Here is a 22551-nt window from a genome sequence, read left to right as displayed (position 1 = left end):
GGAAGCCGGGGGCCGTTCGGTCAGCTGCGGACCAGCCGCTCCGCCTCGCTGTGCCGCGGTCCGGGCAGCGCCACGGGCCCGGCGCCCGGTACTCCGGCGTCCGCCGGTTCCGCATCCGCATCCGGCGCAAGCCGAGGCTCGGGCGGCTCGATGCTGATCCGCGGCAGCCACCGGTCCAGCCAGGCGGGCAGCCACCAGTTCGCGCCGCCCAGCATGTGCATCAGGGCGGGGACCAGGAGCGTACGGAGCACGAAGGCGTCCAGTGCCACCGCGGCGGCGAGCCCTGTGCCGAACATGGCGATGATCCTGTCGCCGCTGAGGACGAAGGCGCCGAAGACCGCGATCATGATGACGGCGGCGGAGTTGATGACGCGGCTGGTCTCGGCCAGGCCCACCCGTACCGACCGGCAGTTGTCGCCGGTGCGCCGCCACTCCTCGTACATCCGGCTGACCAGGAAGACCTGGTAGTCCATGGAGAGCCCGAAGAGCACCGAGACCATGATCACGGGGAGGAAGGGCTCGATCGGGCCCGCGCTGCCCAGGCCCAGCAGTTCGCTGCCCCAGCCCCACTGGAAGATCGCGACGACGATGCCGAAGGAGGAGGCGACGGCGGCGATGTTCATCGCGGCGGCCTTCAGCGGGATGCCGATGCTGCGGAAGGCGAGCAGCAGCAGGGCGCTGCCCAGGCCGATGACGGCGCCGACGAAGAGCGGGAGCTTGCCGACGATGACATCGGCGAAGTCGTCGTAGCTCGCGGTGACCCCGCCCACGTGCACCTGCATCGCGGTGCCGTCCGCGGCCTTGGGCAGGACCTGGGTACGCAGCCGTTCGACCAGGTCGGAGGTCTGCTGGGACTGCGGGGCCGAGGTGGGCAGGACGGTGATCACGCCGGTGTCGCCGCTGCCGTTGAACTCCGGTCCGCTGACCTGTGCCACCCCGGGGGTGGCCCGCAGCTCCTGCGGCAGCTTGTCGAAGGCGAGCCGCTCGCCCGCCCCCTCCAGCGAGCCGACCAGGGTCAGCGGCCCGTTGGAGCCGGGCCCGAAGCCGGATCCGAGCAGGTCGTAGGCCTGCCGGGTGGTCGAGCTCGCGGGGTTGTTGCCCTGGTCGGAGGTGCCCAGGTGCAGGGAGAGCGTGGGCAGCGCCAGGATCAGCATGATGGCCGCCGCGGCGCAGCCCAGCAGCTTGGGGTGCCGCTCCACCAGGCGCGACCAGCGGGCCGCGAAGCCGGCCGGCTGCTGTGGGCGCGGCCCGTCGGCGGCCAGCGCGGCGCGCTCGCGGCGGCTGAGCGCGCGCAGGCCGATCACGCCGAGCAGGGCGGGCAGCAGGGTGACGGAGGCGGCGACGGCCAGGACGACGGTGAGGCAGGCGGCGACGGCCACGCCGTTGAGGAAGCTCAGGCGCAGGATGAGCATGCCGAGCAGAGCGATGCAGACGGTGGCCCCGGCGAAGACGACCGCGCGCCCGGACACCGTCACCGCGCGTTCGGCGGCCTGCTGGACGCTCAGGCCCTGGCGCAGCCCCTTGCGGTGCCGGGTGACGATGAACAGCGCGTAGTCGATGCCCACGCCCAGGCCGATCAGCATGCCGAGCATCGGCGCGAAGTCGGCGATGGTCATGGCGTGGCCGAGCAGGGTGGTGCCGGCCGCGGCCGTGCCCACGCCGACCACCGCCGTGATGATCGGCAGGAAGGTCGCGGCGAGCGACCCGAAGGCCAGGAAGAGGACGACGGCGGCTGCGGCGAGGCCGATGAGTTCGGCGAGCTGGCCCTTGGGGGCCTCGGTCAGCGCGATGCCGGAGCCGCCCAGCGCGACCTGCACGTTGTCGTCCGCGGCGGCCGTCGCGGTGTCCACGACCTTCTGGACCTGAGCGGAATCCAGTGCGTCGGTGGGCACGTCGAAGGTGAGGGTGGCGTAGGCGGTGTGCCCGTCCCGGCTGATCCGGCCCTGCCCGTGGGGGTCGTACGGCCCCTGTACGGAGCGCACCCCGGGCAGCTCGGCGACCTTGTCCAGGGTGCGGGTCATCTCCTGCTGGACGTCGGCGGCGCGCACCGTGCCGGAGCCGGTGTGCCACACGATGGTTTCGCTGTCCCCCGACTGCCCGGGGAAGGCCTTGGCCAGCAGGGCGCTCGCCCGTCCCGACTCCGTCCCGGGGACCTCGTAGTGGTTGGAGTACGCGGTGCCCATCGCGCCCGCCGCGGCGGCGGCGCCCGCGAAGGCGGCGAGCCACAGCACGATGACGACCGTGCGGCGCCTGAGGCACCACCGAGCCAGTGCGGTCATGGAGCTCTTCGTCTGCTTCCCGGGTTGTGCGTCGATATCTCCCGGGTAGTACCGGTGGTGCCGAGCGCGGATGTACGGGGCGCAGCGGCCCGCCGCCTGCCGACGAAGGGGCGGCGGGCCCGCTGTCCTTTGAGAGTGACAGCCCGAAAAGATCCTTTGCTCCCTTTGTGGACTTCCCCACAAAGGACGCCACGGGGCGAACCCGGACGTGCTAAAGCGGGCCGCCCCGCTCCCGTAAGGCCCAGGTCAGCCCGTGACGGACTCCCTCCCGTTCTCGATGTGACCCATGAGGCGCCGGTGGAAGGAGGTGTCCTGGGCGGCGGTGAGGGCGAGGTCGTACCAGCCGTGCGCGCCGGCGGCGGAGTGCGCGACGGTGCGGGTGCTGCCCGCCTTGACCGTCAGGGTGCGCGGGGCGGCATCGGAGTACGCCAGCGGCTTGAGCGTGAACGTGAGGTCGGCCTTGCCCCGGTTCACGACCGTGAGGTGGATCTCGCGCCGGGCCGCGTCGATCCGGGTGCCGATCCGCACCCCGGCCGCCGCGCCCTTGCCGCTGCCGGCGTACTCGCGGCGGAAGCCGTTGGGGCCGGTGAGCGTGAAGCGGTACGCGCCGTCCTTGACCGGCACCTCCCACTGGGCCCGGCCGCTGACGTCGCGGTGCTGCGGGGTGGCGTACTCCCCCGCGTACGGGTACAGCGCGAGGTGCGCGCTGGCCTTGCCGCTGTTGCGCAGCGCCAGGCGGAAGACCGAGGCCGCGGCGTCGTAGGCGCCGTCCGCGTCGGGCTGGTACGGCAGCGGCCTGGCGGGCCGGGTGCCGGGCTCCTGCTGGGGCAGCTTCTGCTTCAGGGGCGGGCGCGGGTTCCAGCGCCCGCTGAACGGCGGGATCGGGCCCACCTGGTCCACCGCGGGCTGTCTGCGCCCGCGCGAGAAGTCGAAGGCGCTGGTCAGGTCGCCGCAGACGGTGCGCCGCCAGGCGCTGATGTTGGGCTCGCGCACCCCCGTCCAGCGCTCCAGGAAGCGGACGATGGAGGTGTGGTCGAAGACCTGCGAGCAGGCGTAACCGCCCACCGTCCAGGGCGAGATGACCAGCATCGGGACGCGGATGCCGAGCCCGGTGGGCTTGCCGTCCCAGGTCTCGCCCTCGGCGCCGGGCGGGGCGACCGGCGGCGGGACGTGGTCGAAGAAGCCGTCGTTCTCGTCGTAGGTGAGGAAGAGCGCGGTGTGCTGCCAGACGTCCGGGTTCTTGCCGAGCGCGTCCAGCACCTTGTAGACGATGGTGGCGCTGGCGATGGGCGAGGAGGAGCCGGGGTGCTCGGAGTCGGCGGCCGAGGGGACGATGTAGGAGACCTCGGGCAGCTGGCCGCTCGCGACGTCGGCGGCGAAGGCGGTGGCCGTGGAGCCGGGCTCGCCTCGGCGCAGCGCCCGCTCGAACAGGCTGCGCTCGGCGGCGCTCAGGGCCCGTACGCCCTCCTCCAGCAGGCCTTGCAGGCGCACCCGTTCGGCCTCGTTCGCGCCCGCCACCTTGCCGTAGAAGGCGGTCATGTTCGTGATGCCGCCGCCGACCTTGGCCAGCGCCTTCTTCATCACCGCCTTGAAGGTGGCGTAGAACTCCAGGTTGTTGTCGGTGAAGTTGTCCCACTCCTGGTAGACCCGCCAGCTGTGGCCCGCCTTCTCCAGGCGCTCGGCGTAGGTGGTCCAGTCGTAGCCGGGGTGGCTGTCCTCGGCGTAGGCGTCGTTGCCCACCGCCCGCTTGCCGCTGCCCGGCTCGAATCCGGTCCAGCCGCTGACCAGGTGGTTGCGGTTGGGGCTGGTGGAGGAGTGGATGGAGGAGTGGTAGGCGTCGCAGACGGTGAAGGTGTCGGCCAGCTCGTAGTGCAGCGGCACGTCCCGGCGGTCGTAGTGGGCCATGGTGGCGGCTGTCTTGGCGCTGACCCAGTTGTTCATCCAGCCCTTGTTCCAGGCCTTGGCGCCGCCCTCCCAGCCGTGGTCCAGCGCGCCGATGTACTGGAGGTCCTTCTTCTGCGCCGCGGCGGCCTCGCGTACGGAGAAGGGCAGGACGGTCCCGATGCCCAGGAGGCCGGGCTGCTCGTAGACGCTTTTGCCGCCGGGCAGCTGGACGGCGTTGCGGTCGGCGTAGCCGCGTACGCCGCGCAGCATGCCGAAGTAGTGGTCGAAGGAGCGGTTCTCCTGCATGAGGACGACCACGTGCCGGATGTCGGCGAGGCCGCCGCGGCGGCCGGGTGCCTCGGCCTGGGACTGGGCCAGTGCCTGCTGGAGCGAGGGCGGCAGCAGCGAGCCGGCGGCGGCCGCCCCCACGGCCGCGGCGCCAACTCCCAGTACCCGCCTGCGAGATATCTCCGTCGCCACGCTCGACCTCCCAGTCGACTGCCCGCCGTCGGGCAATGGTTCACTTCCGGCCCATTGATGGGGTGCGAGCGGGACGGTAGTGAAGCCGGGTGGCACTGGGTAGGTATCGAGGTGACAACTTTAAGAACAGATGACCTTGAGGGACGCCCCGGACCCGACGTGCGCTCAGACGGCCCGCGGCGCACGCAGCAGCAGGGCCGCCCGTTGGCGGCGCGTACCGGTCGCAGCCAGGCCCTGCTGTTCGTAGTAGCGCAGCGAGCGGGCGCTGATGCCGGTCAGCTCCGACAGCGCGCCGATGCGCATCTCTTTCTCCTTCAGCATGCCGGGACCGTAGAAGCCTGACACTACTGTCAAGGTCAAGTCGCTGCCCAAAACCTTGACAACCCTATTGGTCTGGACCAGCTTGTGCGCCAGGGTTTCCCCCTCACACCTTGGAGACAGCCATGTCCAGCACAGCGCGCTCCAGACGCAGACGCTGGGGCACCGCGGCGCTCGCCGCTGCCGCGCTCTGCCTCACCGGCATACAGACCAGCACGGCCGCCCCACAGGCCGACGTCAACAACGCCAAGAACCCCGGGTACGAGGCGGGCCTGGCCGACTGGACCTGCTCCGGCGCCAGCGGCAGCGCCGTCAACTCGCCCGTCCGCACCGGCACTTCGGCCCTCAAGGCCACCCCGGCGGGCTCCGACAACGCCCGCTGCTCGCAGACCGTCGCGGTCAAGCCCTCCTCCACTTACACGCTCAGCGCCTGGGTCCAGGGCTCGTACGTCTACCTCGGCGCGAGCGGCACCGGCACCACCGACGTGTCCACCTGGACCTCCTCGGCCGCCTCCTGGCAGCAGCTGACCACCACCTTCACCACCGGCGCGAACACCACCTCCGTCACCGTCTACACCCACGGCTGGTACGGGCAGCCCGCCTACTTCGCCGACGACATCAGCGTCTTCGGGCCGGACGGCGGGGGCGGCGACCCCGGCGACCCCGTACCGGGCGCGCCCGGCGGCCTGAAGACCGGCGCCGTCACCGCCTCCTCGGTGGCCCTGTCCTGGGACCCGGTGAAGTTCGCCACCGGCTACCACGTCTACCGCGACGGCACCAAGGTCCAGTCGGTGAGCGGCACTTCGGCGGTGGTGACGGGGCTCAGCCCGGCCACCTCGTACCAGTTCCAGGTCTCGGCGGTGAACGCGGCGGGCGAGTCCGCCAGGTCGGCGGCGGTCACCGGCACCACGGGGCCGCGCGGCAGCGAGCCCACCGTCCCCAAGCACGCGGTCACCGGCTACTGGCAGAACTTCAACAACGGCGCCGCGGTCCAGAAGATCAGCGACGTCCAGAAGCAGTACGACATCATCGCGGTCGCCTTCGCGGACGCGACCGCCACGCCCGGCGCCGTCACCTTCAACCTCGATTCGGCGGGCCTGGGCGGCTACACCGTCGAGCAGTTCAAGGCCGACGTCAAGGCCAAGCAGGCGGACGGCAAGAGCGTCATCATCTCCGTCGGCGGCGAGAAGGGCTCCGTCTCCGTCAACAGCGCCACCGCCGCCGCCAACTTCGCCAACAGCGTGTACGCCCTCATGCAGGAGTACGGCTTCAACGGCGTCGACATCGACCTGGAGAACGGCCTCAACCCCACCTACATGACCCAGGCCCTGCGCTCCCTGTCCCAGAAGGCGGGCCCCGGCCTGGTCATCACCATGGCGCCGCAGACCGTGGACATGCAGTCCACCTCCGGCTCCTACTTCCGTACCGCCCTGAACATCAAGGACATCCTCACCGTCGTCAACATGCAGTACTACAACAGCGGTTCGATGAACGGCTGCGACGGCAAGGTCTACTCCCAGGGCTCGGTCGACTTCCTCACCGCCCTCGCCTGCATCCAGCTCGAAGGCGGCCTCGACCCCTCCCAGGTGGGCCTGGGCCTGCCCGCCTCCCCCCGCGGCGCCGGCAGCGGCTACGTCTCCCCCACCATCGTCAACGCCGCCCTGGACTGCCTCACCAAGGCCACCTCCTGCGGCACCTTCAAACCCGCCAAGACCTACCCCGCCCTGCGCGGCGCCATGACCTGGTCCACCAACTGGGACGCGACCGCCTCCAACGCCTGGTCCAACGCGGTCGGCCCGCACGTCCACGGCCTGCCGTAAACCGCCCAAGGGGCGGCGCTCCCCGCGCCGCCCCTCCCCCTCACCCCATCAACACCGGCGCCAGCTCCCGCAGTTGGTCCACCCCGACCACTCCCCCGGCGGCCAGCGGCCGAATGGCCACATGGTCGGCGCCCGCCTCGTGGTGCTGGGCGACCCGCGAAGTCCGCGCCTGTCAGGCCGGGCGCAAGCAGCCGGCGACGCCACTCCTCTACGGCGAGAGATCGAGTACCCGGAACGGCTGCCCGTCCCATTGACCAGGGGCAGCAGTGGCGATCACCGCACCATCGGGGCGGTCGAGGGTCGGCAATGCGGCATATCGAGTGTGCTCCGCCGCCCAGCCGCTGCCTTGTGCGACCGCGAGTGCGGCTGGCAGGTCCAGATCAAGGACGGTGATACCTGGAAGCGCCGCCAAGTGCTCGGCCGTGCCGGGCCTGGCGCGGTCGGCCTCGACCAGGGCACACGCCGACATGTACAGGAACCGGCCGGGCCGGGTGTGCGCTTGATGGATCAGACGAGAGACCAGAGCATCGCCGCGTCCGGCAGCGATCATCGCCGAGTCGTCGAGAACGAAGTGGGAGCTGTCGTTCACCGAGCGTTCGCCCGCCTCAGGCGCCGGTCCAACTCGGCGTCCAGTTCCGTCCCTTCGGCCTCGGTGGGGTCATAGCCGTTCCACTCCCGAAGCACGGCGCGAGCCTGCTCGGCGCGCTCGGCACGCTCGGCGGGGGCGAGGAGAGTGTCGGCGGGCCGGACGAGGTAGGAACGCAGGGACAACCCCTCTGCGGCCGCTGTCTCGGCAAGCCGGTCGCGCGCATCGGCGGGGATACGGATGTTGACGTCGGGCACGGCAGAGCTCCTTCCGCTCGCACCGGCAAGGGTGCGGGTACGTAACCCATACCCGCAAGGCCCGGAGCGGGCCCGCCCCGGCGCGAGCACGAGACGCGCGTGGGGCGGCCCTCCCTGGCCGGGAGGACCGCCCCATCGCGCGCAGCGGGGTCGGCGGCGTCAGCCCTCGACGCCCAGCTTTTCCAGGATCAGTTCGCGGACGCGGGCCGCGTCGGCCTGGCCGCGGGTGGCCTTCATGACCGCGCCGACCAGGGCGCCGGCGGCGGCGACCTTGCCGCCGCGGATCTTGTCGGCGATGGCGGCGTTGGCGGCGATGGCCTCGTCGACGGCGGTGCCCAGGGCGCCGTCGTCGGAGACGACCTTCAGGCCGCGCTTCTCGACGACCTCGTCCGGGTCGCCCTCGCCGGCCAGCACGCCCTCGATGACCTGGCGGGCCAGCTTGTCGTTGAGGTCACCGGACGCGACCAGCGCGGTGACCCGGGCGACCTGCGCCGGGGTGATCGGCAGCTCGTCCAGGGCCTTGCCCGACTCGTTGGCGTTACGGGCCAGTTCGCCCATCCACCACTTGCGGGCCTGGTCGGCCGGGGCGCCCGCCTCGGTCGTGGCGACGATCGCGTCGACCGCGCCGGCGTTGAGGATCGACTGCATGTCGAGCTCGCTGACGCCCCACTCCTCGCGCAGCCGGTTGCGGCGCACCCGCGGCATCTCGGGCAGGCCGGCCCGCAGTTCCTCGACCCACTCGCGGGCCGGGGCGACGGGGACGAGGTCGGGCTCCGGGAAGTACCGGTAGTCCTCGGCGTTGTCCTTGATGCGGCCGGAGGTGGTGGAGCCGTCGTCCTCGTGGAAGTGACGGGTCTCCTGCACGATCGTGCCGCCCGAGGAGAGCACCGCGGCGTGCCGCTGGATCTCGAAGCGGGCCGCACGCTCCACCGAGCGAAGGGAGTTGACGTTCTTCGTCTCCGAGCGGGTGCCGAATTCCTTCGTCCCGTTCGGGCGCAGCGACAGGTTCACGTCGCAGCGCATCTGGCCCTTGTCCATCCGGGCCTCGGAGACGCCGAGCGCCTTGATGACCTCGCGCAGCTCGGCGACGTACGCCTTCGCCACCTCGGGGGCCCGCTCGCCCGCGCCCTCGATCGGCTTGGTGACGATCTCGATGAGCGGGATGCCGGCGCGGTTGTAGTCCAGGAGGGAGTGGGACGCGCCGTGGATACGGCCCGTCGCGCCGCCGACGTGCGTCGACTTGCCGGTGTCCTCCTCCATGTGGGCGCGCTCGATCTCCACGCGGAAGACCTCGCCGTCCTCCAGCTGTACGTCGAGGTAGCCGTCGAAGGCGATGGGCTCGTCGTACTGGGAGGTCTGGAAGTTCTTCGGCATGTCCGGATAGAAGTAGTTCTTCCGGGCAAAACGGCACCACTCGGCGATCGAGCAGTTCAGCGCCAGGCCGATCTTGATGGCCGACTCGACGCCGGTCGCGTTGACGACCGGGAGCGAGCCGGGCAGGCCCAGGCAGGTGGGGCAGGTCTGCGAGTTGGCGTCGGCACCCAGGGTGGTCGAACACCCGCAGAACATCTTCGTCTTGGTGCCGAGTTCGACGTGCACCTCAAGACCCATCACGGGGTCATAGGCGGCCAGCGCGTCCTCGTACGACACCAGTTCAGTGACGGTCACGGAAAACTAACCTTTCAGTCCGCGTCGCGCGCTTCAGTCCGCGAGGACGTCGTCGCTGTTGATGCGGCGCAGTTCACGCACGAGCAGCGCGACGCCGGTGGCGATGGCGGCGGCGGAGACGACGGCGTCGACCAGCTGGAGGGTGTCCGCCTCCCCCTTGGCCTTGCGCGCCTGCTTGATGACGCTGACCGCACCGAACAGCGTGGTGCCGATGGACAGATACGTACCGGCCTTGGACTTCTTGAAGTTCTTGGCCTTGGCGAGCTTTCCACTCACAGCGACGGTGCCTCCTCAAGCAGCGGGTGACCCCACTTGGCGGTGAACGCGGCCTCGACCGCGGCACCGACCTTGTAGAGCCGGTCGTCCTTCATGGCAGGGGCGATGATCTGCAGCCCGACGGGCAGGCCGTCCTCCGGCGCCAGGCCGCAGGGCAGCGACATGGCGGCGTTGCCGGCCAGGTTGGTCGGGATGGTGCACAGGTCGGCGAGGTACATCGCCATCGGGTCGTCGGCGCGCTCACCGATCGGGAAGGCGGTGGTGGGCGTGGTCGGCGACACGATGACGTCGACCTGCTCGAAGGCCGCCTCGAACTCCCGGGTGATCAGGGTCCGGACCTTCTGCGCCGAGCCGTAGTACGCGTCGTAGTAGCCGGAGCTGAGCGCGTACGTACCCAGGATGATGCGGCGCTTGACCTCGTCGCCGAAGCCCGCCTCACGGGTCAGCGCGGTGACCTCCTCCGCCGACTTCGTGCCGTCGTCGCCGACCCGCAGGCCGTAGCGCATGGCATCGAAGCGGGCCAGGTTGGAGGAGCACTCCGAGGGCGCGATGAGGTAGTACGCCGACAGGGCGAGGTCGAAGCTCGGGCAGTCCAGCTCGACGATCTCGGCGCCCAGCTCCTTGAGCAGCGCGACGGACTCGTCGAACCGCTGCAGGACACCGGCCTGGTAGCCCTCGCCGCGGAACTGCTTGACGACGCCGACGCGCATACCGGCGACCGAGCCGTTGCGGGCCGCCTCGACGACCGGCGGGACCGGCGCGTCGATGGAGGTGGAGTCCAGCTCGTCGTGGCCCGCGATGGCCTCGTGCAGCAGGGCCGCGTCCAGGACCGTACGGGCGCAGGGCCCGCCCTGGTCCAGGGAGGAGGAGAAGGCCACCATGCCGTAGCGGGAGACCGCGCCGTAAGTCGGCTTGACGCCGACGGTGCCGGTGACGGCGGCGGGCTGGCGGATGGAGCCGCCGGTGTCCGTGCCGATGGCCAGCGGCGCCTCGTAGGAGGCCAGGGCCGCGGAGGAGCCACCGCCGGAGCCGCCCGGGATACGGGTGAGGTCCCACGGGTTGCCCGTCGGTCCGTACGCGCTGTTCTCGGTGCTCGACCCCATGGCGAACTCGTCCATGTTGGTCTTGCCGAGGATGACGACGTCGGCGGCCTTGAGCCGCTTGGTCAGCGTCGCGTCGTACGGCGGGATCCAGCCCTCAAGGATCTTGGAGCCGACGGTGGTCGGGATGCCCTCGGTGGTGAAGATGTCCTTCAGGGCGATCGGGACGCCGGCCAGCGGGCCGAGCTTCTCGCCGCGCTCGCGCTTGGCGTCCACGGCGCGGGCCTGCGCCAGCGCACCCTCACGGTCGACGTGCAGGAAGGCGTGCACCTTCTCGTCGACGGCCTCGATACGGGCCAGGTGCGCCTCGGTGACCTCGACGGCGGTGAGCTCGCCGGAGGCGATCTTCCCCGCGATCTCGGCGGCCGTGAGCTTGATGCAGTTCTCGATGGTGTTGTTGGCCGTCATTGCGGGTCAGTCCTCCCCCAGGATCTGCGGCACCTTGAAACGCTGCTGCTCCTGGGCCGGGGCGCCGGAGAGCGCCTGCTCGGGGGTCAGCGACGGACGGACCTCGTCCGGCCGCATGACATTGGTCAGGGGCAGCGGGTGAGAGGTCGGCGGTACGTCTTGGTCGGCGACCTCGGAGACGCGGGCGACCGCGCCAATGATGTCGTCCAGCTGTCCGGCGAAGTGGTCGAGCTCTTCGTCCTTCAGCTCCAGACGCGCCAGCCGGGCGAGGTGGGCGACCTCCTCGCGCGTGATGCCAGGCATGCAGCGATCCTCAGGGTGAGTGATTGGGTTTCGCGCGCAAGTCTATGGCGTGTGCTCCCATGGCCGCGAAACGCTTTACGGGAACGCTTCGGGGAGGGCTTCCCGGCAGGCGCCCTCCCCCGCGCCTCACGCCCGGCGGCGCCTGCGGGCCACGGCGAGGGCGGCCAGTCCCAGGATGATCGCCAGCGCGCCGAGCCCCGCGTAGACCAGCGTCCGGTCGCCGGTCGCGGGCAGCGGCTTCACGGGTTTGACGGGCTTGACCGGCCCCGGCGGCTGGGTGGTCGTGATCCGGGGGGCCGTGCAGTCGGGGTGGGAGGAGCCGGGCGGACAGTTCGTGCCCGGCACGGTGGCCGTGACACCGTTGCCCAGCGCCCGGTCACCCTGCTCCTTCTTGACCGTGAAGGAGTAGCTCACCCGCACCGTGCCGCCCGCCGGGACGTCCCCGCGCCAGCGCAGCACGGGCGCCGCGTAGCGCACGCCGCCCGAGGTGGCCCGCGCGTCCTGGCCGTACGCGGCGTCGTCCAGCACCTTGGACAGATCGTCGCTGAACCCGGCACCGGTGTACGCCGCCGTCCCGCGGTTGGTGACGGTGACGGTGTAGGTGACCTTGTCCCCCGGCCCGGGGCTCTTGGGCGCCTGCACGGTCTTGGCCAGGTGCAGCAGCGGGACGACCGTACGCACCAGGCACTCGGGCCGGGAGTCGTCGTCGACCGGGCAGTTGCTGGCCCCGCCGGTGGTGTACGCGTACGAGGTCAGCAGCAGGTTGCCCCGGGGCGGGGAGCCGACCGTCGCCGTATAGGTGATCCGGGCCCGCTCGTCCGGCTTCAGACTGTCCGCGCTCCAGTTCAGCTGGGCCCGGTCGGCCCGCAGCGCGCGCTGCGCCGGGACGCCGGCCACCCGCACGCTGCCCCGGTCGGCCTGGGCGTCCCCGTTGTACGCCGCGTCGTCCAGCACGTCGTCGAGCCCGACCCTGAGCGCGGGGTCCACGAAGATCGCACTGCCGGTGTTGGTGACGGTGACGGTGTACGACACCTGCTCGCCGGGCCGGGCCACCGGCTTGTCCACCCGGTGCTCCACCCGCAGCCGCGGGATGCCGCCGCCCCCCTCCCTGGTGCCGGTGGCGCACTCCGGGTTGGGGCGCTGTCTGCCCGGCGGGCAGTTGCTGCCGGGCTCCTTGGAGGTCACCTCGTTCCTCAGCCGCGCGTTGCCCTGGGGCGGGTCGCCGACCGTGACCGAATAGGTGATGGTCACGACCTGGCCGGGCGCGAGGTCGCCGCGCCAGGTGAGCCTGCGGCCCGCCGCGTCGAAGACGGGCTGCTCCCCGGCATCGGAGCGGGCGTCCCCGTTCCAGGTGGCGTCGTCCAGGATGTCGCGCAGGTCGTCCGTCAGGTCGTAGCCGGAGAACGGGGCGGTGCCGGAGTTGCGCACGGTCAGGGTGTAGGTGACCTTCCCGCCCGGCTCGGGCATCCCCGTGGACACGGTCTTCGCCACGGACGGGTCGGCGAGACGGACGGTGGACGAGCACGCGGCCGCGGGCCGGGCCCTGGGACAGTCGGAGCCGGGCGTATCGCTGGTGACGGTGTTGTCCATCCTGCGGTCGACGCCGGGCTGCGCCCGCTTGAGGCGTTCCGGCACCTTGACGCTGAAGGTGATCACCACGCTCTTGCCGCGCGGTACGTCTCCGGTCCAGGTCAGCCGGGGCGCGGCGTACCGCGGCTGGGTCACCGCATCGGCACCGTCCAGCCGGGCCCTGGCGTCATTGCCGTAATCCGCCTCCGTCAGGATGTCGCTCAGGTCGTCCTCGACGGTGACGCCCTTGGCGTCGGAGCCGCCGGTGTTGGCGACGGTCAGGGTGTAGACGACCTCCCCGGTCGCGCCCACCTCCGCACGGTCGGCCTTCTTGGACAGGTGCAGCCGCTGCGGGTCGGCCGAGGGGCTGGCGACGGCGGTGTGCTCGGATGCGGACGGGTCCGGTCCGCCGGTCACCGTCACCGTGTTCGTCGGCGTCTTCGCGGCAGCGGCGTCCAGCGTCCCGCTCAGCGTCCACGTACGCGACGCACCCGCCGGGACCTCCACGGCCGCACAGGTGAACTCACCGCCGCTCTCCGTGCAGCCGGAGGCACCCGACATCGTCGCGCCGCTCACCCCGTCCGGCACCTTGTCCTTCACCACTACGTTCCGGGCCCGCGACGGACCATTGTTCTTCACCGTCACCCGCCACTCGATCTTCTCCCCGGGCAGTACGGGCGAGGTCAGCAGCACCTTCGACACCTCCAGCGAGGCCCGCGGCTGCGGACTCCCCGTGGGCGAGGCCACGGCCGTCCGCTCACTCGCACTCGGATCCGGACCACCCGTCACCGTCACCGTGTTAGCGGGCGTCGTCGTCGCATCGGCAGCCAGCGTCCCGCTCAACGTCCACGACTTCGACTCCCCCGCCGGGATCTCCACCGCAGCACAGGAGTACGCCCCCGAAGCCAGCGTGCAGGCGGAATCCCCGGTCATCGACGGATTGCTCACCCCCGCCGGAACCCTGTCCTTCACCACCACATTCCGCGCCCGCGACGGCCCGCCGTTCTTCACCGTCACCCGCCACTGAACCTGCTGCCCCGGCACCACCGGCGAGGTCAGCAGCACCTTCGACACCTCCAGCGAGGCCCGCGGCTCCGCCTCCGTCGGCGAGGCCACGGCCGTGTGCTCGGACGCGGACGGGTCGGGGCCGCCCGTCACGATCACCGTGTTCGCCGGTGCCTGCGTCGCATCCGCGTCCAGCGTCCCGCTCAGCGTCCACGACTTCGACTCCCCCGCCGGGATCGACACTGCGGCACAGGTGAACTCACCGCTGCTCCGGGTGCAGTTGGAAGCACCCGACATCGTCGCGCCGGTCACCCCACCCGGCACCTTGTCCTTCACCACCACATCCCGAGCCCGCGACGGACCGTCGTTCTTCACCGTCACCACCCACTCGACCTTCTGCCCCGGCACCACCGGCGAGGTCTTCAGCGTCTTGGACACGGTCAGCGAAGCGCGCGGCTGCGGGCTCCCACTGGGCGAGGCCACGGCCGTACGCTCACTGGCGCTCGGATCCGGACCACCCGTCACCGTCGCCGTGTTCTCCGGCGTCGTCGTCGCATCGGCGGCCAGCGTCCCGCTCAGCGTCCACGACTTCGACCCGCCCGCCGCAATGTCCACCGCAGCACAGGAGTACGTCCCCGAAGCCAGCGTGCAGGCGGAATCCCCGGTCATCGACGGATTGCTCACCCCCGCCGGAACCCTGTCCTTCACCACCACATTCCGCGCCCGCGACGGCCCGCCGTTCTTCACCGTCACCCGCCACTGAACCTGCTGCCCCGGCACCACCGGCGAGGTCAGCAGTGTCTTGGACACCTCCAGGCCCGCCCGCGGCTCAGGGCTCTCGCTCGGCGAAGCCACCGCCGTACGCTCACTCGCACTCGGATCCGGACCACCCGTCACCGTCACCGAGTTGGCGGGCGTCGTCGTGGCGTCCGACGACAACGTCCCACTCAGCGTCCACGTACGGGACGCGCCCGCCGGGATGTCCACCGCGGCACAGGTGAACTCACCACCGGCCTGCGTACAAGCGGAGGCACCCGACATCGCCGCTCCGGTCACCCCCGCCGGAACCTTGTCCTTCACCACCACATTCCGCGCCCGCGACGGCCCGCTGTTCTTCACCGTCACCTCCCACTCGATCTTCTGCCCCGGCACCACCGGCGAGGTCTTCAGGACCTTGGACACCTCCAGGGAGGCCCGCGGCGCGGCCGACGAGGGCGAGGCCACCGCGGTGCGCTCGCTCGCGCTCGGGTCCGGACCACCGGTCACCGTCGCCGTGTTCGCCGGCGCGGCCGTCGCGTCGGCATCCAGCGTCCCGGACAGCGTCCACGTACGGGACTCACCCGCCGGGATCGACACCGCTGCGCAGGTGAACTCACCGCTGCTCCGGGTGCAGTTGGAGGCGCCGGACATCGTCGCGCCGGTCACCCCCGCCGGAACCTTGTCCTTCACCACCACATCCCGAGCCCGCGACGGACCGCCGTTCTTCGCCGTCACCACCCACTCGACCTTCTGCCCCGGCACCACCGGCGAGGTCTTCAGCGTCTTGGACACGGTCAGCGAAGCGCGCGGCTGCGGGCTCCCACTGGGCGAGGCCACGGCCGTACGCTCACTGGCGCTCGGATCCGGACCACCCGTCACCGTCGCCGTGTTCTCCGGCGTCGTCGTCGCATCGGCGGCCAGCGTCCCGCTCAGCGTCCACGACTTCGACCCGCCCGCCGCAATGTCCACCGCAGCACAGGAGTACGTCCCCGAAGCCAGCGTGCAGGCGGAATCCCCGGTCATCGACGGGTTGCTCACCCCCGCCGGAACCCTGTCCTTCACCACCACATTCCGCGCCCGCGACGGCCCGTTGTTCTTGACCGTCACCTTCCACTCGATCTTCTCCCCCGGCACGACCGGCGACGTCAGCAGCGTCTTGGAGATCTCCAACGACGCCCTCGGCTGCGCCGTCGAGGGCGAGGCCACCGCCGTGCGCTCGCTCGCGCTCGGATCCGGGCCGCCCGTCACCGTCACCGTGTTCTCCGGGGCCTGCGTGGCATCCCCGTCCAGCGTCCCGGACAGCGTCCACGTACGCGACTCACCCGCCGGAACCTGCACCGCGGCACAACCGAACTCACCAGCCGTGAGCGTGCAGTTGGAAGCACCCGACATCGTCGCGCCGGTCACCCCACCCGGCACCTTGTCCTTCACCACCACATCCCGAGCCCGCGACGGACCATTGTTCTTCACCGTCACCCGCCACTCGACCTTCTGCCCCGGCACCACCGGCGACGTGACCAGGGTCTTGGACACCTCCAGCGACGCCTTCCCCTGCGGCGACACCGACGCGGAGGCCACCGCCGTGCGCTCACTCGCGCTCGGATCCGGGCCACCGGTCACCGTCGCCGTATTGACCGGCGTAGTCGTCGCATCCGCATCGAGCGTGCCGCTCAGGGTGTACGACTTCGAGGCACCCGCTGCCAGATCGACAGCCGGGCAGACCGCCTCGCCACCGGTGATCGCACACACCGCACCATCGGAATCCGCCGCCATCCGGGGGCCACTGATCGCACCGGGCACCTTGTCCTTGACCACGACATTCCGGGCCCGCGAGGGACCGTTGTTCTTGACCGTCACCCGCCACTGAATCTGCTGCCCCGGCACCACCGGCGAGGTCAGCAGGGTCTTGGACAGCTCCAGGCCCGCCCGCGGCTCCGGCGACTGCGAGGGCGAGGCGACCGCCGTACGCTCACTCGCACTCGGATCCGGACCACCCGTCACCGTCACCGAGTTGGCGGGCGTCGTCGTGGCGTCCGACGAGAGCGTGCCACTGAGCGTCCACGACTTCGATCCGCCCGCCGGGATGTCCACCGCAGCACAGGAGTACGCGCCCGAGGCCAACGTGCAGGTGGAACCGCCGGTCATCGTCGTACCGGTCACCCCATCCGGCACCTTGTCCTTGACCACGACATTCCGGGCGCGCGACGGACCGTTGTTCTTGACCGTCACCTTCCACTCGATCTTCTCCCCCGGCACCACCGGCGAGGTCAGCAGCGTCTTGGACAGCTCCAGCCCAGCCTGCGGCGACGCGGTGGAGGGAGAGGCCACCGCGGTGTGCTCGCTCGCGCTGGGATCCGGGCCGCCCGTCACCGTCACCGTATTCGCCGGAGCCTGCGTGGCATCCGCATCCAGCGTCCCGGACAGCGTCCACGACCTCGACTCGCCCACCGGAATGTCCACCGCCGTACATGTGAACTCACCCGAATTCGACGAGCAGTTGGACGCTCCGGACATCGACGCCCCGGTCACCCCCGCCGGAACCTTGTCCTTCACCACGACGCCCCGGGCGCGCGACGGCCCCTTGTTGGTCACCGTCACCTTCCACTGGACCGTCCGGCCCGGCACCACCGGCGAGGTGAGCAGGACCTTGGACACCTCCAGGGAGGCCTTCGGCTCGGCCGTGGAGGGCGAGGCCACCGCGGTGCGCTCGCTCGCACTCGGGTCCGGGCCGCCCGTCACCGTCACCGTGTTCTCCGGGGCCTCGGTGGCATTCGCGTCCAGCGTTCCGGACAGCGTCCACGTACGGGACTCACCCGCCGGGATCGACAGCGCCGCACAGGTGAACTCACCTGATGCGAGCGTGCAGTTGGAGGCACCGGCCATCGTCGCGCCGGTCACCCCATCCGGCACCTTGTCCTTGACCACGACGTTCCGGGCCCGCGACGGACCGTCGTTCTGCGCCGTCACCACCCACTCGACCTTCTGCCCCGGCACCACCGGCGAGGTCTTCAGCGTCTTGGTGACGGTGAGCGAGGCCCGCGGCTCGGGCGAGGTGGACGGGGAAGCCACCGCCGTACGCTCACTCGCACTCGGATCCGGACCACCGGTCACCGTGGCCGTGTTGACGGGCGTCGTCGTGGCGTCGGCGTCCAGCGTCCCGCTGAGGGTCCACGACTTCGACCCGCCCGCCGGGATGTCCACCGCAGCACAGGAGTACGCGCCCGAGGCCAGCGTGCAGGTGGAGTCCCCGGTCATCGACGGGTTGCTCACGCCCGCCGGCACCTTGTCCTTGACCACGACGTTCCGGGCGCGCGACGGGCCGTTGTTCTTGACCGTCACCCGCCACTGGATCTGCTGCCCCGGCACCACCGGCGAGGTGATCAGCGTCTTGGAGACCTCCAGAGCGGCCTTCGGCTCGGCCTCCGTCGGCGAAGCCACCGCCGTACGCTCGCTCGCGCTCGGATCCGGACCGCCCGTCACCGTCGCCACGTTCTCCGGCGCCTCGGTGGCATCGGCGTCCAGCGTGCCGCTCAAGGTCCACGTCTTCGACTGCCCCACCGGGACATCCACCGCCGCACAGTTGAACTCGCCTGACGCGAGTGTGCAGGTGGAGGCTCCGGACATCGTTGCGCCGGTCACTCCGTCCGGCACCTTGTCCGTGACCACGACGTTCCGGGCGCGCGACGGACCGTTGTTCTTGACCGTCACCCGCCACTGGATCTGCTGCCCCGGCACCACCGGCGAGGTGATCAGCGTCTTGGAGACCTCCAGAGCGGCCTTCGGCTCGGCCTCCGTCGGCGAGGCCACCGCCGTACGCTCGCTCGCGCTCGGGTCCGGACCGCCCGTCACCGTCGCCACGTTCTCCGGCGCCTCGGTGGCGTCCGCCGACAGGGTGCCGGACAGCGTCCAGCGCACCGTCGCACCCGGCGCGATCTCCACCGGCCCACAGCTGAAGGTGCCACCGGTCAGCGTGCAGGCGGAGGCGCCGGTCATGGTCGCGCCCGTCACCCCGTCCGGCACCCTGTCCCTGACCGTCACACCGGTCGCCCGCGACGGGCCGTTGTTCGTGACCGACACCGTCCACTCGACCTTCTCGCCCGGCACCACCGGGGAGGTCTTCAGCGTCTTGGACACCGTCAGCGAGGCCCGCCGCTCGGGCGAGGCGGACGCGGAGGCCACCGCCGTACGCTCGCTCGCACTCGGATCCGGGCCGCCCGTCACCGTCACCGTGTTGGTGGGGGTCGTGGTGGCGCTGTTGCCCAGCGTCCCGCTGAGGGTCCAGGTCTTCGACTCGCCCGCCGGGATCTGCACCGCTGCGCAGGAGTACGCACCGGATGCCAGCGTGCAGGTGGAGTCGCCGGTCATCGTCGCCCCGGTCACCCCGGCCGGAACCTGGTCCCTGACCACCACATTGCGGGCCCGCGACGGGCCGTTGTTCTTCACCGTCACCCGCCACTGGACCTGCTGCCCGGCCACCACCGGCGAGGTCAGCAGGACCTTGGAGACCTCCAGACCGGCCTTCGGCTCGGCCTCCGTGGGCGAGGCCACCGCCGTACGCTCGCTCGCGCTCGGATCCGGACCGCCCGTCACCGTCGCCACGTTCTCCGGCGCCTCGGTGGCATCGGCGTCCAGCGTCCCCGACAGCGTCCAGGTCGCCGCCGCCCCGACCGGGATGCGGACCGACGGACAGGTGAACTCACCTGCGGACACAGCGCATTGGGAGTTCTGCGGGCCCGTCATGGTCGCGCCCGTCACACCGGACGGCACCGCGTCCTTGACCACCACGCCGCTCGCCACCGACGGCCCGTTGTTCTTGACCCTGACCTGCCACTCGATCTTCTCGCCCGGCACCACCGGGGAAGTCCTCAGCGTCTTGGAGATCTCCAACGACGCCCGCGGCTCGGGCGACACGGACGTCGAGGCCTCCGCCGTACGCTCACTCGCACTCGGGTCCGGACCGCCCGTCACCGTCGCCGTGTTCGTCGGCGTCGTCGTGGCGTCCGAGGCCAGCGTTCCGCTCAGGGTCCAGGACTTCGACTCCCCGGCCGGGATCTCCACCGCAGCACAGGAGTACGCGCCCGAGGCCAGCGTGCAGGTGGAGTCCCCGGTCATCGACGGGTTGCTCACCCCGGACGGCACCTTGTCCCTGACCACCACGCCACGCGCCCGCGACGGGCCGTTGTTCTTGACCGTCACCCGCCACTGGATCTGCTGCCCCGGCACGACCGGCGCGGTCTGCAGCACCTTGGAGATCTCCAGCGATGCGCTCGGGCCATGGGTGAGGCTGGAGTTGGCGGTGCAGGAGGGCTTGCAGTTGTCGTCGGCCGTGCCGCTGGGCACGGTGATGGTGGCGCTGTTGTCCACGGTGCCGACGTGATCGGAGGGAACGGTCCCGGTGACGGTGTAGGTGACCGTCCGTCCCGCCGCGACGTCCGCGGTGGTGTCGATGTTGCCCGAGCCCGACGCCGCGCCGCACTTGCTGACACCGTCGCCGTCGGCCGAGCACGTCCACCGGGCATTGCGGTAGGCGGCCGGGAAGGAGTCGCGCACCTGCACGCCGGTGGCCGGGGAAGGGCCGCCGTTGAAAACCCTGATGCGGTAGGTGAGTTCGCCGCCCGGTACGTACGTACCGGAGGCCGGGGACTTGGTCACCGACAGGGCGGTCCTGGTGACCCACTCGATGGTGGTTTCGCCGTTGCCGCCGTCGCCGGTGCCGCCTCCGTCGCCGATGCCGGAACGGTAGAGGGGGTCCGACTTGCCCGCCGCTGCGCCTCCCTGGCCACGGGCCTGGCTCTCGCCTCCGGTGGTCGTACTGGCACCGCTCACCCCTTCACCGCCGATGTAGCCGGATCCGCCGCCGCCCATGCCGTTGGCGTTGCCCGTCCCGCTCGTGCTGCTGTTGACCTGGCAGGCGCCGCCACCGCCGCCGTAGTAGCCGCCGCCCCCGCCGCCACCGCCCTCAAAGCCACTGCCGCCCCCGCCGCCCCGGAACTTGCTGCCCGAGATCGCAGGCGAGCTGCACCCTGATTGGGTGGCGGCCGCGCCGCCCTGCGTCTGTGTGCCCTTGCGGCCGGAGATGGCGGGATATCTGTCCTCGGTGCCCTCGGTGCCACCACCGGCCCCCGGCCACGGGTTGAAGATGTCCGCACCCGGTGAGGCGCCGCCGCCGCCACCGGCGACGAGCAGCGCAGTGCCGCCGTAATCGCCGTCCCACAGCGCGCTCATGCCGCCGCCGGCGGAGCCGACTGCCGTATTGCTCTGTCCGGCGAACCTGCCGTTGCCGCCGCCACCGCCGCCCCCGTACACATCCCTGGTCAGGCCCGCTACGCCACCGCTGCCCGAGGTGACGGTCAGTTTCTGGCCCGGCGTGACCGCGACGGTGCCGGTGGTGTAGCCGCCACCACCGCCGCCGTACTGGTTTCCGTAGTAGTTGCCGTTACCCCCGGCCCCACCGCCGGCCCACAGCCGTACCTTCAGGCTCGTCACGCCCGCCGGCACCGTGAACGTCTGGTCGGCGCCGCTGTGGGTGAACCGCGTGCAGTTGGTGAACCCGGACGTCGGTGAGCACGCCTGTGCCGCGCGCTCACCGCTGCGCCGCCCGGTGCGGGGAAGGGGCCCGGCGGCCTGCCCGGCGCCCGCAGTGGCCGAGGCTCTCGCCCGGGGCGCCGCCGCCGCGATACGCACCGGCCGTACCGTCAGATCCCGCAACTCGCCCCCGGCGCCCGCCTCGACGCTCCCCTCCACGCCCTCGTCCCCGCCGGCGGCAGCCGTACCGGTCGGCACCTCGGTCCGGTACCCGGCCTGCGGTGCGTCACCGGTGAACGCGACGACCAGCCGGCCGCCGGCCAGGCCCGCCGCCCGGCGCTGCGCCGCACGGGGCGCGGCGAACGCGTCACGGGACGGCACGGCGGAGGCGGACGGGGACGGCGATCCGGAGGCGGAGGCGGCAGGGGACGGCGATCCGGAGGCAGCCACGGACGGAGAGGCAGCCGAGGAAGCCGAAGCAGCGGAGGCAGCGGACGCGGGAGCGCCGGAAGCCGCCGCGCGCTCCTCGTCCGCCACCGCCACCGCCCCCGCCGCGGCCACCGTCAGCCGCGAGGTGTCGTACGCCCGCCCCGCCCCGTAGTGGACGGGGAACCCGATGCCGTCCAGCCCGATCGCGTCGCCCGTCACCTCCCGCCCGTCGTAGCCGGGCAGCACCGCGCCCCGCGCGTCCCGCACGGTGACCCGCAGCAAAGCCGCTGCACCGCCGCGGGCCCGGTCGATGCGGATCGCCCGCCAGCCGGTGACGTGCTGGGCGGCCGGGCGCCCGTCGGCGTAGAAGTCCTCGGGCCGTACGGTCAGTTGGGCCGCACCGTCCTGGAAGGGGGCGGCGGCCACGGTCGCGGGGCCCTGCACCCCGGCCGGGTAGCTCCCGGTGAGCCGCACGGCGCCGCCCGAGACGTCCCCGGTCACGCCCGGCGGCAGCCGCAGCGAGCCGGGGACGTACCGCAGGCGCCGGTCGATCCGGTCGGTGAGCCGCAGCCCGGCGCCGTCCGCCCCACCGGCTTCCAGGTCGGGCAGGTTCAGGACCCACTGCGCCGGCTCGCCGGGCCGGAGCCGGTCCAGGGCCTGGCCTGCGGGTCCCACGGGGTACTTGGCGCCGGGCCCGGCGGGCGCGGCCGCGCGCGCGGGCAGGCCGAGGCTGCTGCCCGCGCCCACCGGCAGGCCGGTGAGCAAAGCCAGGACGAGCACCACGACGTAGAGACGACGCGCCAGAGTCATGCAGGGCTCCCGCTGGTGAACTGGCCGCCGCACGGGCGCGCAGGTATGCACGGCGGCGGCCGTATGAATCCACCC

Annotated in this window: 10 protein-coding genes and 1 pseudogene; 1 reads left to right on the top strand and 10 read right to left on the bottom strand. The window is 71.7% G+C overall.

The genetic code is table 11. The annotated features are described in order from the left end of the window. Window positions 1–20 precede the first annotated feature (20 nt). The 3 genes and pseudogenes from AC4IJH_RS02925 to AC4IJH_RS02915 form a co-directional block, all read right to left on the bottom strand. Window positions 21–2279 carry an MMPL family transporter gene (locus AC4IJH_RS02925; RefSeq protein ID WP_490849865.1) on the bottom strand — a complete coding sequence of 753 codons (2259 nt, stop codon included), beginning with the start codon at window positions 2277–2279 and terminating at the stop codon, window positions 21–23. Window positions 2280–2525: 246 nt separating this feature from the next. Continuing rightward, a complete protein-coding gene (locus tag AC4IJH_RS02920; protein WP_490849864.1) occupies window positions 2526–4643 on the bottom strand; it encodes a phosphocholine-specific phospholipase C in 2118 nt (705 codons plus the stop codon). A 216-nt stretch (window positions 4644–4859) separates the two neighbouring features. Continuing rightward, window positions 4860–4946, bottom strand: a pseudogene (locus tag AC4IJH_RS02915) (MerR family DNA-binding transcriptional regulator); the annotation flags it as partial. A gap of 140 nt (window positions 4947–5086) precedes the next feature. Here AC4IJH_RS02915 and AC4IJH_RS02910 point away from each other — a divergent pair. Continuing rightward, window positions 5087–6781, top strand: a complete 1695-nt coding sequence (locus tag AC4IJH_RS02910; protein WP_490849863.1) for a chitinase — start codon at window positions 5087–5089, stop codon at window positions 6779–6781. Window positions 6782–6989: 208 nt separating this feature from the next. Here the strand turns inward: AC4IJH_RS02910 and AC4IJH_RS02905 are convergent, their stop codons facing one another. The 7 genes from AC4IJH_RS02905 to AC4IJH_RS02875 form a co-directional block, all read right to left on the bottom strand. After that, complete coding sequence (locus AC4IJH_RS02905) at window positions 6990–7331, bottom strand: PIN domain-containing protein (protein ID WP_490849878.1); 342 nt, start codon at window positions 7329–7331, stop codon at window positions 6990–6992. Between the two features lie 35 nt (window positions 7332–7366). Continuing rightward, window positions 7367–7624, bottom strand: a complete 258-nt coding sequence (locus AC4IJH_RS02900) for a hypothetical protein (RefSeq protein WP_490849862.1) — start codon at window positions 7622–7624, stop codon at window positions 7367–7369. Between the two features lie 159 nt (window positions 7625–7783). Then, window positions 7784–9292: an Asp-tRNA(Asn)/Glu-tRNA(Gln) amidotransferase subunit GatB gene (gatB, locus tag AC4IJH_RS02895; RefSeq protein WP_490849861.1), complete on the bottom strand. Its 1509-nt coding sequence runs from the start codon at window positions 9290–9292 to the stop codon at window positions 7784–7786. Window positions 9293–9325: 33 nt separating this feature from the next. Next, window positions 9326–9568 carry a hypothetical protein gene (locus tag AC4IJH_RS02890; protein WP_490849860.1) on the bottom strand — a complete coding sequence of 81 codons (243 nt, stop codon included), beginning with the start codon at window positions 9566–9568 and terminating at the stop codon, window positions 9326–9328. Further along, window positions 9565–11076: an Asp-tRNA(Asn)/Glu-tRNA(Gln) amidotransferase subunit GatA gene (gene gatA / locus AC4IJH_RS02885; RefSeq protein WP_490849859.1), complete on the bottom strand. Its 1512-nt coding sequence runs from the start codon at window positions 11074–11076 to the stop codon at window positions 9565–9567. The genes AC4IJH_RS02890 and gatA overlap by 4 nt, the downstream gene beginning before the upstream one ends. A 6-nt stretch (window positions 11077–11082) precedes the next feature. After that, window positions 11083–11379: an Asp-tRNA(Asn)/Glu-tRNA(Gln) amidotransferase subunit GatC gene (gene gatC / locus AC4IJH_RS02880; protein WP_071961876.1), complete on the bottom strand. Its 297-nt coding sequence runs from the start codon at window positions 11377–11379 to the stop codon at window positions 11083–11085. A gap of 126 nt (window positions 11380–11505) precedes the next feature. After that, window positions 11506–22476 carry a DUF7927 domain-containing protein gene (locus AC4IJH_RS02875; RefSeq protein ID WP_490849858.1) on the bottom strand — a complete coding sequence of 3657 codons (10971 nt, stop codon included), beginning with the start codon at window positions 22474–22476 and terminating at the stop codon, window positions 11506–11508. Window positions 22477–22551 lie beyond the last annotated feature (75 nt).

The organism is Streptomyces sp. UF-297, assembly GCF_058245575.1.
This window is presented reverse-complemented; position numbering and strand designations above follow the sequence as displayed.

What these genes read in the sequence shown, in the direction of transcription:
- AC4IJH_RS02910 (WP_490849863.1), top strand. Translation starts at nt 5,087, where the DNA reads ATGTCCAGCACAGCGCGCTCCAGACGCAGACGCTGGGGCACCGCGGCG.
- AC4IJH_RS02875 (WP_490849858.1), bottom strand. Translation starts at nt 22,476, where the DNA reads ATGACTCTGGCGCGTCGTCTCTACGTCGTGGTGCTCGTCCTGGCTTTG.
- gatC (WP_071961876.1), bottom strand. Translation starts at nt 11,379, where the DNA reads ATGCCTGGCATCACGCGCGAGGAGGTCGCCCACCTCGCCCGGCTGGCG.
- AC4IJH_RS02905 (WP_490849878.1), bottom strand. Translation starts at nt 7,331, where the DNA reads ATGATCGCTGCCGGACGCGGCGATGCTCTGGTCTCTCGTCTGATCCAT.
- gatA (WP_490849859.1), bottom strand. Translation starts at nt 11,076, where the DNA reads ATGACGGCCAACAACACCATCGAGAACTGCATCAAGCTCACGGCCGCC.
- AC4IJH_RS02925 (WP_490849865.1), bottom strand. Translation starts at nt 2,279, where the DNA reads ATGACCGCACTGGCTCGGTGGTGCCTCAGGCGCCGCACGGTCGTCATC.